Below are 12,086 nucleotides of genomic sequence, written 5' to 3'. Positions count from 1 at the left end.
AAACACTGATTATTCTCCTGAATCGCCAAATCCTGATACGGCTTTAGGGGCGCATTGGCCCCTTTATCACACCGCATGGATGTCGACTTTGTAAAAAGATCGTTTACTTGCGGATGCCGAGGCGTTCGATGATGGTTCTGTAGCGTTCGATTTCGCTGCGCTTGAGGTAGTCGAGCAGGCGGCGGCGCTGGCCGACGAGCTTCAAAAGCCCGCGTCTCGAGGAGTGATCCTTGATGTGGGATTTGAAGTGCTCTGTGAGGTAGTTGATGCGCTCGGTCAGAAGTGCGATCTGAACCTCGGGAGAACCCGTGTCGTTGTCGTGCAGCTTGTAACTCAAGATAATCTGCTGCTTGCTCTCGGGGGTGAAAACCATTGGTGCTTCCTCCTTCTTTCTCTCTATCTTCTTTTCTTTGGGCTCATTTTAAGTGACGGCGCGACCTTGGCGCAACGCCGCCGTAAAAGAACAAGTTTAATACCATGAAAGGTGTGTTGCCGTAAAGGATCGAAACTCGGGCTCACAGGAAAACTTTGTGGGGGCTCAGGGTTTGTCCCTCGAAGGCGGCTATGGCGACCAGCCTGCCGTCCGGCCCCATGAGGGCGACGGGGGAGGAAGGGGGAGCTTCCCTTGCCGCTATCGACTGCCCTTTCCCCAGCGCCGGAAGGTCCCCTTCGGAAACCGCGACCTTCGGCAGGCCGAAAACCATCTTCGAGGGCTCCAGAATAACGCCGGACGACTCCTCGTAGCGCTCGGCCAGATCGTCGAAGGTGAAAGCGTCTTCGACGCTGAAGGGGCCGCAGCGAAGCCTGCGCAGTTCCCAGAGTACGCCGCCGGTGTCAAGCGCTTCGCCTATATCCCTCGCGAGCGAGCGGATGTAGGTTCCGCTGGAGCATTCCACTTCGATCTTCAGGAAGGGATTTTTCCATTCCATGAGGTCGAGGCGGGATATCTCGACCTCCCTCGCGGGCGGCGTGACCTCCTCGCCCCTTCGCGCCCTGCGGTAGAGGGGCACTCCTTCCGACTTAATGGCGCTGTAGACTGGCGGTATCTGGCTGATTTTCCCACGGAAGAGGGCCAGCGCCTTTTCCACCTCTTCGAGGGGGAAGTCCGGGACCTCTTTTTCCGAGAGGACGGTTCCCTCCTGGTCGAGGGTGTCGGTCGTCATGCCGAGGCGGATCACGGCGCGGTAAGTCTTGGAACACCCGACGAGATATTCCAGCAGCCGCGTCGCCTTGCCTATTCCGACGAGGAGGAGTCCCGAGGCCATAGGATCGAGGGTTCCGGCGTGACCGGCCTTGTCCGCGCCGAGAAGCCTCGCCGCCTTCCGCACGGCGGTGTGAGAGGTCAGGCCGACGGGCTTGTCCAGCAAAAGGAGGCCGTCAGGGGTTTTCTCCATGCCTACAGTGGCTCCGGCCCCGCGAGGACCTTTTCTATCTCGCCGAGGAGCTTCCCGAACGCGCCCTCGAAATCCCCGTCGATGGTGGCTCCGGAGGCCTTTTTGTGGCCGCCGCCTCCGAATGCCGAGGCGACCTTCGAGACGTCGGCCCCGCCCTTCGAGCGGAGGGTAATCCGCCAGACGTTTCCGGGCTTTTCCTTCATGAAGACCGCGACCTCGACGCCTTCGATGGCGCGGGGGCAGTTCACGAAGTTGTCGGTGTCCTCAAGGGAGGCCCCCGTTTTCGCGAGCATCTCTCCGGTCACATGTATCCGGGCGACCTTGCCCCCGCTGTAGAGGGAGAGGGTGGAGAGCACGAGACCCATCAGCAGGGTTCTTTTCGCCGATTCCCTCTCGTAGAGGTTTCCCGCGATCTGCGCCGGGTTAGCACCTAGCCGCACGAGGCGGGCAGAGGTCTCGAAGGCTTCCGGTGTGGAGTTTGAGTAGTGGAAGCCGCCCGTGTCGGTGAGGACGGCGACGTAAAGGGCCGTCGCGGCGTCCGCGTCAGGGGTTATCCCCAGCTCGTCCAGTATCCGCAGCACCAGCTCCCCGGTAGAGGAGGCCTCGGGATGGACGTAATTGACGGTTCCGAAATTGTCGTTCGAGGCGTGGTGGTCGATATTCACCAGCGGAATCTTTTCAAAGGGCGAAAGGTCGAAGCCGGTGCGTTTTTTATCCCCGCAATCGAGCATTACGACGGCGTCGAAGTTTCTTTCGGGAATCTTCGTCTCGAAAAGGGAGCTTCCGGGCAGCCAGGCCATGTGCGCGGGCAAGGGGCCCTCTATGACCATCGCCACCTTTTTCCCGGCTTCAATCAGGGGAAGGCCGAGGCCCAGCATACCGCCGAGGGCGTCGCCGTCGGGGCTCTGGTGGGTCAGTAGAAGTATTTCCTGCGAGGAGCGAAGGGTTTTTGCGACCGGCGAACTATTTTCCGTGGCTCTCATGGGCCGCCTTGGCGATAAGGTCTTCAAGCTTGAGCCCGCGTTCTACGGACTCGTCGTAGATGAAGCGAAGCTCGGGGGTGGATTTCGTCTGGAGAACCTTACCCACCTCCCGGCGGATGAAAGGGCGGGCGCTTTCGAGGCCCCTGGCCGTATCCTCGCGCACTTTCGCGTCGCCAAAGACCGTGTAGAAAACCTTGGCCACCTTCAAATCGGGGGAGACCTCCGCGTCGGTTATCGTGATGAAGCCGACGCGCGGATCTTTGACTTCTTTCTGTAGGAGGGAGGCTACTTCCTTCTTGAGAAGGTCGGCGACCCGTCTGGTTCTTACTGAGGGCAACTTATTACTTTCCGTCTATCTTTACAGGTTTATGATTTCGATCTTCGTCTGGCCCACCTCCGCCAGTCCAAGCTCTATTACGTATTCGATTATCTTGTCCAGCATCGAGTTGGCGAATCTTCTGTCGTTGGTGACCAGGGCCACGCCGATGACCGCGGAGCGGTGGATATCCATGTTCTCCACCTCCGCCGCGCTCACCTCGAACTGGCTTCGCACCCGCGAGAGGGTTCTTTTGACGATACTGCGTTTCTCCTTGAGGGAGTCAACGCCGTGCAAAATAAGCTCGATCTTTAAAGTTCCTATGACCAAGTCTACCCTCAGGCCTTCGTGGCGCTACATCGTCTGGGCGATCTCCTCGATCTCGTAGAATTCGAGCACGTCGCCAACCTTCATGTCCTGAAAGCCCTGGATGGAAAGGCCGCATTCGAGGCCTTCCTTGACTTCGCGCACGTCGTCCTTGAAGCGCTTCAGGCTCGAAAGGGTGCCCTCGTAGAGGACCACGTTGTCGCGGACGAGGCGCAGTTTGGAGCTTCTGGTGACGGTGCCTTCCTTGACTATGCAGCCCGCGACCACGCCGATCTTGGGAACCCGGAAGATCTCGCGGACCTCCGCCTTCCCGAGGGGCTTTTCCTGGAGACGCGGGGCGAGGAGGCCGGTCATGGCCAGCTTCACGTCGTCGGTGGCGTCGTAGATTACGTCGTAGATGCGTATGTCAACGCCGCTCTGTTCGGCCAGCGTGCGGGCCTTGGATTCGGCGCGGACGTGGAAGCCAACGATTATCGCCTCGGAGGCTATGGCGAGGTTGACGTCCGATTCCAGTATTCCGCCGACGCCCTTGAGGATGACCAGCACCTTGACGTTTTCGTTGGAGAGCTTTTCGAGGGACTGCGCGACCGCTTCTACCGAGCCCTGCACGTCTGCCTTGACGATGACGTTGAGGGTCTTTATCTCGCCCTCGGCGATCTTCAGGTGGAGATCCTCAAGCGAGACCCTGCGGTGCTGGGCCATTTCGAGTTCGCGGCTCTTTTCGAGGCGCTTGGAGGATATCTCCTTGGCCATGCGCTCGGTTTCCACGACTATGAAAGCGTCGCCCGCCTCGGGAACGCCGCTGAGGCCGGTTATCTCCACCGGGAGCCCCGGCGGTATCTTCTTCTCGCGTTTGCCCTGGTCGTTGGTAAGCGTGCGCACCCTGCCGTAAGAGTGGCCGGAGAGGACTATGTCGCCGAGGTTGAGGGAGCCCTCGTGGACGAGGACGGTGGCCACAGGGCCGCGCCCTCTATCAAGGCGCGCCTCGACGACCACGCCGGAGGCGGGTTTGTCGGGGTTGGCCGTAAGTTCCATAACCTCGGCCTGAATGGCTATCATTTCGAGCAGGGTGTCGATGCCGTCGCCCTTCTTGGCGGATACCGGGACGCATATAACGTCGCCGCCCCATTCCTCCGGCACAAGCCCCTTGTCGGCGAGCTCGCGCTTTACCTTGTCGGGGTTGGCGTCGGGGAGGTCCATCTTGTTGATGGCGACGATTATCGGCACCTTGGCGGCGGTGGCGTGGTTTATCGCCTCCGCCGTCTGCGGCATGACGCCGTCGTTCGCGGCGACGACCAGCACCACTATGTCGGTCACCTTCGCGCCTCTGGCGCGCATTTCCGTGAAGGCTTCGTGGCCGGGCGTGTCGAGGAAGACGAGCGTTCCTCTCGAAGTCTCGACCCTGTAAGCGCCTATGTGCTGGGTTATGCCGCCGGACTCGCCCGCGGCTACCCTTGTCTTTCTTATGGCGTCGAGGAGGGAGGTTTTGCCGTGGTCGACGTGGCCCATGACGGTGATTACCGGCGGACGGTGGCGAAGGTCCTCGGGACGGTCTTCGCTACGCTGGAGGATCTGCTCCTCGGCCATCGCGATGTTCTCTATCTCGTAGCCGAATTCGTCGGCCACGAGGGTCGCGGTGTCCACATCGAGGGGCTGGTTTATCGTGGCCAGTATGCCGAGCTTCATAAGGGACTTGATCGCCTCGGTGGCCTTCAGTCCCATCCTCTTGGCAAGTTCGGCGACTGTGATGACGTCGCTTATCTTGATGCGGCGCTTTATCGCCTTGGGGACCGTTATCTGGGTTTTCTGGGAGACGCGCCTCTGCTCGACGCGCTCGTCCTTCCTCACCCGCTTCTTCTTTCCTACCTTGCGCTCGGCCTTGCGGGTCTCGCGCTCCTGCTTGGACATCGGGTAGGCGCCCTGGGGCGGCACGAAGGCGGGGGGAGTTTCGACTCTCTCCTCGGGGCGGATGAAACGGACGACCTTGAGGCCGAATTCCTTCTCCGATTCCTCGGGCTTCCCGGCGGGAACCTCCGCGGCCTTCTCGGGGGCTTTCTTCGCCTCTCTGGCTTCTTTCCGGTGCGGCTTTTCTTCGGCGGCGGCGCGGGCCTGCCCGGCAACGGGCGCGGCCGGAGCAACTTCCTCGGCGGGCGCTTCCACGGGGGTGGCGTGCTCCGCTGCCTCCGCTGCGGGCGCCGGGGGTTCATGGGCCTCCGGAGTCTCGGGCTCGCGGACGGGTTCCGGGGCGCGCCCGGCGTCTTTCGCCTCGACACCTTCCTCGTGGGGATGCTCTTCACCGTGTTCCGCGGCTGTCTCGCGTTTTCTGCGCCTGACCATCACAACCGGAGCGCCCTGACCCGCGTCTTCCACCTTCTTCCTGGGCTTTGTCTTGCCCAGAGATTCGATAGCCTTGTCAACGTCTTCTTCTTCGACGGGGGACAGGTGGCTGCGAACACCCTTAACGCCAAGTTTTACCAGCGCGTCAAGAAGCTCGCCCGCGTCCATGTCATGCTGTTTAGCCGCTTCAATTACTCGAACCTTCGCCATATATCTTGCCTTGAATAAAGTTCCCGCCATTCATTGTGCGGGAAAATGGACGTTACTCCGCGGGGTTTTCCTCGCCGGAAGCCGGCTCGGTCCCGGCAGCCGGATTTTCTTCGCTGGGCTCGCCGCCGGTAGCGGCGATAAGCTCGGATTCGTAGAGATTCTTTGCGTTCTTCTGAAGCTCCGCCACCTTTTCCTTCGGCAGGCCGAGCAGTTCGGCCAGAAGATCGGTCGAAGCCGCGGCGAAGCCGGAGAGGGTGTGGACGTCAATCCGCGCAAGGGCCGGGACCTTGAAGGGGTCGATGCCGGGAAGCTGCATGAGTTTGCGCTTTTCGCCCTCGCGCTTCTTGGACTCGTCCTCGCTGATTATGTCCAGCTTCCAGCCCATGAGCTTGGCGGCGAGCTTGACGTTCTGCCCCCTGCGCCCTATGGCCAGGCTGAGCTGGTCCTCGGGAACGATTATGGTCATTGCGTGCTGCTCGTCGTCGATGACGGCGCGGGATATCTGGGCGGGGCTGAGCGCGTTGGAGGCGTACTGGGCGGGATTTTCGTCCCACACAACCACGTCGATGCGCTCGCCCTTGAGCTCCTGCATGACGCCGCGCACACGCGAGCCGCGCATGCCGATGCACGCTCCCTGCGGGTCCACGTCGCTGTCGTGGCTCATAACGGCTATCTTCGCCCGCTCGCCGGGCTCTCTGGCGCAGCCCTTTATCTCAACCACGCCTTCGCGTATCTCCGGCACCTCCGTCTCGAAGAGCTTCTTGACGAACTCGGGGTGGGTGCGGGAGAGAATGAGCTGCGGCCCCCTCGACTCTTTCTGAACCTTGAGGAGAAGCGCGCGGATGCGGTCGCCCTGGCGGTAGCTCTCGCTGCGTATCTGCTCGGTGTAGGGGAGGACGGCGTCGGTCCTGCCGAGGTTGACGATGATGTCGCCCTTCTCGATACGCTGGACTATGCCATTTATCACCTCGCCCCTGCGGTCGATGAACTCGGTGTAGATAATGTCGCGCTCGGCCTCGCGCACCTTCTGGATGATGACCTGCTTGGCCACCTGCGCGGTTATTCTGGACCAGTCGCTGGAATCCACCGGGATTCCCAGCTCGTCGCCTATCTCGCAGTCGGGGTCGTACTTTTCGCGGGCTTCCTCGAACCCTATCTGGGTGTAGGAGTCCTCGACCTCTTCGACCACGGTCATGTATTCGTAGATGTTTATCTTGCCCGTCGCCTCGTCGAAATGGGCTTCGAGGGTGCGGTTGCCGAGTTTCCTTCTGGCGGCCGTCACGAGAGCCTGTTCGAGGGCGTCGATGAGTATTTCCCGGTCGATTCCCTTTTCGCGGACAACCTGATCAATTACGCGGCTTATATCTTTCATTTTTTTCTCGCCTTGGCGGATGCGCCTTTGGGGGCATCGGAAAATTTTATTTCTGGGTCGAGCTTCGCTTCGTCTATGGAAGAGAGGGGTATCGTGACCCGCTCGCCGGTATCCGTCATTTCAAGCACCAGATTCCCCTCGGCGTCGAGGCCGCGGCCTGTTCCCGTGAACCGCTTTCTCCCGCCCAGCGGTTCGGAGAGCTTTACCGAGGTGACTATGCCGGCGAAGCGGGTGAAATCCTCGGGGCGCTTCAGCGGCCGCCGGATTCCGGGGGAAGAGACCTCCAGAGAATAGCGAGAGGCTATCGGGTCGCCTACGTCGAGATGGGGCGCAAGCTCCCGGCTTATACGGGCGCATTCGTCCAGCGTGATTCCCCCCTCGCGCTCGACCATGACTCTGAGCACGAGCCTTCCCGCTTCCGAGAGGATTTTTACGTCTACCAGTTCGTAGCCCATTCCCTCGATAACCGGCCGGAGGATGGCTTCGCTGTTTCTCTGCGCTCTTCTGATATCCATGTTTGCTAAATAAAAAAGTGGGTTTTGGCCCACTTTAGAGAGGAACGGATTTTGCGAAAAAACTTATAACAGCGAACGCCCGGGTTGTAAAGAGAAAAACCCCTTTTGAAGGGTCCGGGCGGGGCAATAATCCGGTCTGCGATTTTTTTGCGTGGAGGGATTTTCGATTGAAATATACCTGAAAATCCACGAAAGGGTTTCGCGATGGTTGATTCACTGAGAAAGAGAGGGTTTTTGAAAGCGCCGGGATCTGGCGGAGGAGTTGATTTCACCTCCGCGAAATGGTATGTTATATTGTAACATAATTAGACAACCCCGTACCGGAGCCCTGAATGCCGGAGATACCCGGAATTTTCAATCCGCCCGACCACGACCACGCCGGCTGCGTGAGGGAGGCGCTTCGCGCCGCGGAAACCCTTTGCGCCGGCCGTGGCGCCCGCCTGACCGGCCTTCGCCGCAGGGTGCTAGAACTGGTCTGGGAAAACCACCGGCCCGTGGGCGCTTACGCCCTGCTGGAGGCTCTCTCGAAGGAGCAGAAGGCCGCGCCGCCGACCGTCTACCGGGCGCTGGATTTTCTGCAGGAGCAGGGTCTGGTTCACCGGATAGCGCTTCTCAACGCCTACGTCGGCTGCATAAGGCCCCACAAGGAGCACACAGGGCAGTTCCTGATCTGCGGCAGTTGCCGCCAGTCCGCCGAGGTCTCGGACGAGCGGGTTGACAGGGCGATCCGGGAGACGGCTTTCGGGGCCGGGTTTGAAATCAGGCAACAATCGGTCGAGATGATCGGCATATGCACGAAGTGCAGCACAGCCGGGGAAGCAACCAAGAGTTAGCCTCGGCAAAGAAAAGATTTGACCTTGCAGGCAGGCAGGAATTTTATTTAGGGCCGTCCCGTGGAGGGCGTCCCGGTTGGAGGACTGTGTTGGCGGAGGAACTGTACGAAGTTGCAATCGAAATAGCGGCGGAGCTCTACGAGATACTGCCCTATTTTCTCGTGGGCGTATTCATAGAGGCCTGGATACGGACAAAGGGCTGGCACGTCCACATCCGGAAGACGCTTACCCGTTACGGGTACGTCGCGATCATCTTCGCGACCCTGCTCGGCGTCTTCAGCCCGCTTTGCGCCTGCGGCATCCTGCCCCTGACGATAAGCCTCATGCTGGGGGGGCTGACGCTGGCTCCCGCGATGGCTCTTCTCGTCGCCTCGCCGCTGATGAGCCCGGCGGGCTACCTCATCGCCCTGAAAAATCTCGGGCCTGTCTGGGCAAACGTCGAGCTGGCCTCGGGCATCTTCATGGGGCTTTACGCGGGCACCGTCACGTACATTCTGGAAAAGCGCGGGATGGACATCAAGAATCTCTTCCGCAAAGAGCTTCCGAAGGGCGATTTTCACGACCACGACTACCCGGAAGAGGCGCTTCGCTGCGGCTGCGGCCAGATGTTCAGCAAAAAAGTCTACAAGAAGACCCACAACCCTGTGCTTCTCTTCTTGGCCCGCATGGGCGAGGGAGGCTGGAAGGTCGCCAAGTTCGCCATTCTCGGCGTAGCCGTGGCCGTTATCGCCACCCGCTACGTTCCCGACGCCTGGCTCGAATCGCTGCTTGCGACGACGAATCCGCTTACCCTTTTTGCTCTCGCCCTCGGCGTCGTCCCCCTTCACCTGAACCAGATTACCTCCTCGGCGATAATCTTCGGCGTCCAGGATACGATACAGGTATCGAGGGCCGCCGGGATGGTCCTGCTCGTCGGAGGGCCGGTCACGGCGCTGCCGGTGATGGCGGTCTTTCTCTCCCTCTTCAAGCCCAAGGTGTTTTTCCTCTATCTCACCATCTGCCTGACGGGGACGATGCTGGTGGCGTATCTTTATCAGGTTCTGGGGGGGTAGGACGGCTTCGGCTTTTGCCGCGGGGCCTTGTCGCTACTCGGGAGCGCTCCTTGCCGTAGGCACGCTACTGTCTGCGTCGCGCTCCCTGCGGGCTCCTCGCCCGGCGGCAAAATCCTTTGCCGTAGGTGGAACCTGTCTGGTTTCCCGATTTGTCGCTGCCGCTCCACGCGGGATTTTGCCATGTTGTGGAAAAAAATCCACACCGGAGACCCCGCCAGAAAAGCCCCTTTTAAAAGGCCTTGATCCGTATGCGTATTTGGAGTTTTAAAAAATGCCGCCCGTCTGGCACGCCTGTTGCTTTGTAAATAAACATAAGATTGCGTGAAATAGCTGCAGGCCACAGGCGGACCAAAGAACATGCCTTACCAGAATACGATAAAAAGCAAAATCGAGCTGACCGGCGCCGGGCTCCATTCGGGCGCTCCGGTAAGCCTCGTCATACGTCCGGCGGGCGCGGGCGAAGGGATACGGATTCTCCGCACCGACCTCGACCCCGTCGTCGAAATACCCGCCCGCGTTGACTTCGTGACCGAGACCACCCTGGCCACAGTCCTCGGCGCGAAGGGCGCTTCGGTCTCCACCGTCGAGCACTGTCTCGCGGCGCTTCGGGCGCTGGGCGTAGACAACGCCGTAATCGAGATAGACGGCCCCGAATTCCCCATTCTGGACGGCAGCGCCGCCCCCTACGTCGAAAAGGTCCGCGAAGCCGGTCTCCGCGCCCTCTCCGCCCCGAGGAAATACCTCAAAATCAAAAAGCCGGTGAGGGTCGAGTGCAAGGACAAGTTCTGCATCCTTCGCCCCTACGACGGCTTCGCGATAACCTACTCCATAGATTTCGAGGGCTCCTTCCCCGGCGCCCAGCACTACTATATAGAGGTCAACGGCGACTCCTTCGAGAAGGAGCTTTGCCGGGCTCGCACCTTCGGCTTTCTGGGCGACGTCGAGAAGCTGAAGGCGATCGGCAAGGCGCGCGGCGCCAGCCTCGAAAACGCTATCGCCCTTCACGAGGGCAAGGTGGTCAATCCCGAGGGGCTAAGGATGCCCGGCGAGATGGTGCGTCACAAGATACTCGACGCCGTGGGCGACCTCGCCCTTGCGGGCTACCCCATCGAAGGACACCTGATCGTCCACAAGGGCGGCCACGAGATGCACAGAAGGGTGCTCGCGGCCCTTCTCGCCAACCCCGATGCGTGGTCGCTGGAGACGGCGGTGCAAGAGGTTAAGGTCATACGGCCCCGCGTGTTCGAGTCGAGGGAGCTTCTGGTAGCGCTGGTAGGTTAAAACCGCAGACTCATGGAATTGAAAAAAGCCCCGGAAACGGGGCTTTTTTAGTTTCACGGACTACCGGGCTTGAGGCAGGAATCGAAAAACGTTGCGAGAAGACCCTGATTCAAGGAGCCGCGCAGCGAGAGGGCGAGGCAGTAGCAGCGCTACGGCGAGCCCTTGAGCGAGCACGCGACACGGAAGACGGGTCTCGCAGCAGTTTTTCTGGGCTTAGAAGAGCGTCCTCTGGGGGGAGGGCGGCTTAGGCTGCTGCTCCTGCTCTTTTGCCGGTTCCTTCGCCGCCTTCGGGGTGGGAAGCTTTTTCGCCTTGTCGGGCGAGTCCGCTTCGAGGAGTGAGGAGCGCAGGAAGGGGCGGTCGAAGATCTTCAGGAAGGCGGTCCAGTCGCCGCTCATCCCGTCCGACTTCGACACCGACTCTATTGCCGCCATCAGCTTCGCGTCGAGGTTGTCGGCGAGGTGGAGGGCCAGCGATTCCACGGTCTTGGGGCGCTTGGGAGAGCCCCATTCGAGCTCGCCGTGGTGGGAGAGGATCATGTGCTCCAGGTGGAGGAGAAGGTTCTCAGGGAAGCCGGGAACCTTGGCGGCGCGCTCCTTCAGCATGTCTCGCCCTATAATAAGGTGTCCGATAAGTTTGCCCTCCATCGTGTAGTCGAACCCGGCCGAGGCGGTCAGCTCCTCGATCTTCCCGATGTCGTGGAGAAAAGCCCCTGTGAGAAGGGCGTCGCGGGAGACCGGGTAGAGCACCGACATCGCCGAGGATATCTTCACCACGCCGAGGGTGTGCTCCAGAAGGCCGCCGACGAAGGCGTGGTGCATCCCCTTCGCGGCGGGGGTGACGGAGAAGCGCTCCATGAAGGGCGCGTCCTCCAGAAAAGAGTTCACGAGCGCCAGCAGGTGGGGGTTGGCTATCGTTCCGAGAAGACTCCGAAGCTCCGCGACCATCTCCTGCGCCGGGCGTGATGAGGAGGGCAGGTAGTCGGCCCACTCCACCTTTCCCTCCGGAAGCTTTTCGATGAACTGAGCCTTTATCTGGAGGACTCCGTTGTAGGAGGTGACCATTCCCGTCACGTAGACGAGGTCGCCCGCGTCGAAACGGTTGACAAGCTCCTCCGCACCCTCCCAGACCCTCGCTTCGAGCTGTCCGGTTTTGTCGCCCAGCGTCACGCGCAGGTAGTTTCTGCCCTGCCGGGTGGGGGAGAGCTGTTTCTGTAATACCAGAAAGGTGTCGTGGAGTTCGGTGTCTTCGTGGAGTTTGGCGATAAATTGGTTTTTAGCGGGCATACAAATGTCCTTTTTAAATTATGGCCGGATTGAGCTTAGCGAAAATCCGACAAAACATCTTTCGTCATTCTCGCGCGAAGCGCTAATGGGATGGTCGCCCCTTTCCTGAACGGCATCTAAGTGCCAAAGTGGTAGATGTGCATCAACCACTTGAAAGAGAAAGGGGCGACCGGGATGAAGGT

The 12,086-nt window shown here is 60.4% G+C and carries 12 protein-coding genes; 3 read left to right on the top strand and 9 right to left on the bottom strand.

The genetic code is table 11. The features are described 5' to 3' along the window. Positions 1 to 103 precede the first annotated feature (103 nt). The 8 genes from EPN96_06105 to EPN96_06070 all read right to left on the bottom strand — a co-directional run bounded on the left by EPN96_06105 (position 104) and on the right by EPN96_06070 (position 7,454). A complete protein-coding gene (locus tag EPN96_06105) occupies positions 104 to 373 on the bottom strand; it encodes a 30S ribosomal protein S15 (GenBank protein ID TAL17174.1) in 270 nt (89 codons plus the stop codon). A 142-nt stretch (positions 374 to 515) separates the two neighbouring features. Continuing rightward, a complete protein-coding gene (gene truB, locus EPN96_06100; GenBank protein ID TAL17173.1) occupies positions 516 to 1,394 on the bottom strand; it encodes a tRNA pseudouridine(55) synthase TruB in 879 nt (292 codons plus the stop codon). A gap of 2 nt (positions 1,395 to 1,396) precedes the next feature. Then, positions 1,397 to 2,377 (bottom strand): bifunctional oligoribonuclease/PAP phosphatase NrnA, encoded by a 981-nt coding sequence (locus tag EPN96_06095; GenBank protein TAL17172.1) that lies wholly within the window; start codon positions 2,375 to 2,377, stop codon positions 1,397 to 1,399. Further along, positions 2,358 to 2,714, bottom strand: a complete 357-nt coding sequence (gene rbfA, locus EPN96_06090; protein ID TAL17171.1) for a 30S ribosome-binding factor RbfA — start codon at positions 2,712 to 2,714, stop codon at positions 2,358 to 2,360. The genes EPN96_06095 and rbfA overlap by 20 nt, the downstream gene beginning before the upstream one ends. A gap of 21 nt (positions 2,715 to 2,735) precedes the next feature. Then, positions 2,736 to 3,023 (bottom strand): DUF503 domain-containing protein, encoded by a 288-nt coding sequence (locus EPN96_06085; protein ID TAL17170.1) that lies wholly within the window; start codon positions 3,021 to 3,023, stop codon positions 2,736 to 2,738. Between the two features lie 24 nt (positions 3,024 to 3,047). Further along, positions 3,048 to 5,567 (bottom strand): translation initiation factor IF-2, encoded by a 2,520-nt coding sequence (locus EPN96_06080; GenBank protein ID TAL17169.1) that lies wholly within the window; start codon positions 5,565 to 5,567, stop codon positions 3,048 to 3,050. Between the two features lie 52 nt (positions 5,568 to 5,619). Next, a complete protein-coding gene (nusA, locus tag EPN96_06075; GenBank protein TAL17168.1) occupies positions 5,620 to 6,939 on the bottom strand; it encodes a transcription termination/antitermination protein NusA in 1,320 nt (439 codons plus the stop codon). Next, positions 6,936 to 7,454, bottom strand: a complete 519-nt coding sequence (locus tag EPN96_06070; protein TAL17167.1) for a ribosome maturation factor RimP — start codon at positions 7,452 to 7,454, stop codon at positions 6,936 to 6,938. The genes nusA and EPN96_06070 overlap by 4 nt, the downstream gene beginning before the upstream one ends. 332 nt (positions 7,455 to 7,786) lie before the next feature. Here EPN96_06070 and EPN96_06065 point away from each other — a divergent pair, with 332 nt between their 5' ends. The 3 genes from EPN96_06065 to EPN96_06055 all read left to right on the top strand — a co-directional run bounded on the left by EPN96_06065 (position 7,787) and on the right by EPN96_06055 (position 10,620). Next, positions 7,787 to 8,287 (top strand): transcriptional repressor, encoded by a 501-nt coding sequence (locus EPN96_06065; GenBank protein TAL17166.1) that lies wholly within the window; start codon positions 7,787 to 7,789, stop codon positions 8,285 to 8,287. Next, the gene (locus EPN96_06060) at positions 8,245 to 9,339 is read left to right on the top strand and encodes a hypothetical protein (protein TAL17165.1); all 1,095 of its coding nucleotides are present in this window, start codon (positions 8,245 to 8,247) and stop codon (positions 9,337 to 9,339) included. Before EPN96_06065 ends, EPN96_06060 begins: the two co-directional genes overlap by 43 nt. 357 nt (positions 9,340 to 9,696) lie before the next feature. Beyond that, positions 9,697 to 10,620 (top strand): UDP-3-O-acyl-N-acetylglucosamine deacetylase, encoded by a 924-nt coding sequence (locus EPN96_06055; GenBank protein TAL17164.1) that lies wholly within the window; start codon positions 9,697 to 9,699, stop codon positions 10,618 to 10,620. Between the two features lie 213 nt (positions 10,621 to 10,833). Here the strand turns inward: EPN96_06055 and EPN96_06050 are convergent, their stop codons facing one another. After that, entirely contained in the window at positions 10,834 to 11,904 is a 1,071-nt protein-coding gene (locus tag EPN96_06050; protein TAL17163.1) for an HD domain-containing protein, read from the bottom strand. Positions 11,905 to 12,086: the final 182 nt, after the last annotated feature.

The organism is bacterium, from assembly GCA_004322275.1.
In the GTDB taxonomy this organism is placed as follows: domain Bacteria; phylum Desulfobacterota; class Deferrisomatia; order Deferrisomatales; family BM512; genus SCTA01.
The sequence above is the reverse complement of the archived record's forward strand: the minus strand, read 5'-3'. Positions and strand labels throughout refer to the sequence as shown.

Excerpts from the sequence above, each read along its gene's own strand:
- EPN96_06055 (TAL17164.1), top strand. The coding sequence starts at position 9,697 with ATGCCTTACCAGAATACGATAAAAAGCAAAATCGAGCTGACCGGCGCC.
- EPN96_06050 (TAL17163.1), bottom strand. The coding sequence starts at position 11,904 with ATGCCCGCTAAAAACCAATTTATCGCCAAACTCCACGAAGACACCGAA.
- nusA (TAL17168.1), bottom strand. The coding sequence starts at position 6,939 with ATGAAAGATATAAGCCGCGTAATTGATCAGGTTGTCCGCGAAAAGGGA.
- EPN96_06095 (TAL17172.1), bottom strand. The coding sequence starts at position 2,377 with ATGAGAGCCACGGAAAATAGTTCGCCGGTCGCAAAAACCCTTCGCTCC.
- EPN96_06080 (TAL17169.1), bottom strand. The coding sequence starts at position 5,567 with ATGGCGAAGGTTCGAGTAATTGAAGCGGCTAAACAGCATGACATGGAC.
- EPN96_06065 (TAL17166.1), top strand. The coding sequence starts at position 7,787 with ATGCCGGAGATACCCGGAATTTTCAATCCGCCCGACCACGACCACGCC.
- EPN96_06060 (TAL17165.1), top strand. The coding sequence starts at position 8,245 with ATGCACGAAGTGCAGCACAGCCGGGGAAGCAACCAAGAGTTAGCCTCG.
- EPN96_06070 (TAL17167.1), bottom strand. The coding sequence starts at position 7,454 with ATGGATATCAGAAGAGCGCAGAGAAACAGCGAAGCCATCCTCCGGCCG.
- truB (TAL17173.1), bottom strand. The coding sequence starts at position 1,394 with ATGGAGAAAACCCCTGACGGCCTCCTTTTGCTGGACAAGCCCGTCGGC.
- EPN96_06105 (TAL17174.1), bottom strand. The coding sequence starts at position 373 with ATGGTTTTCACCCCCGAGAGCAAGCAGCAGATTATCTTGAGTTACAAG.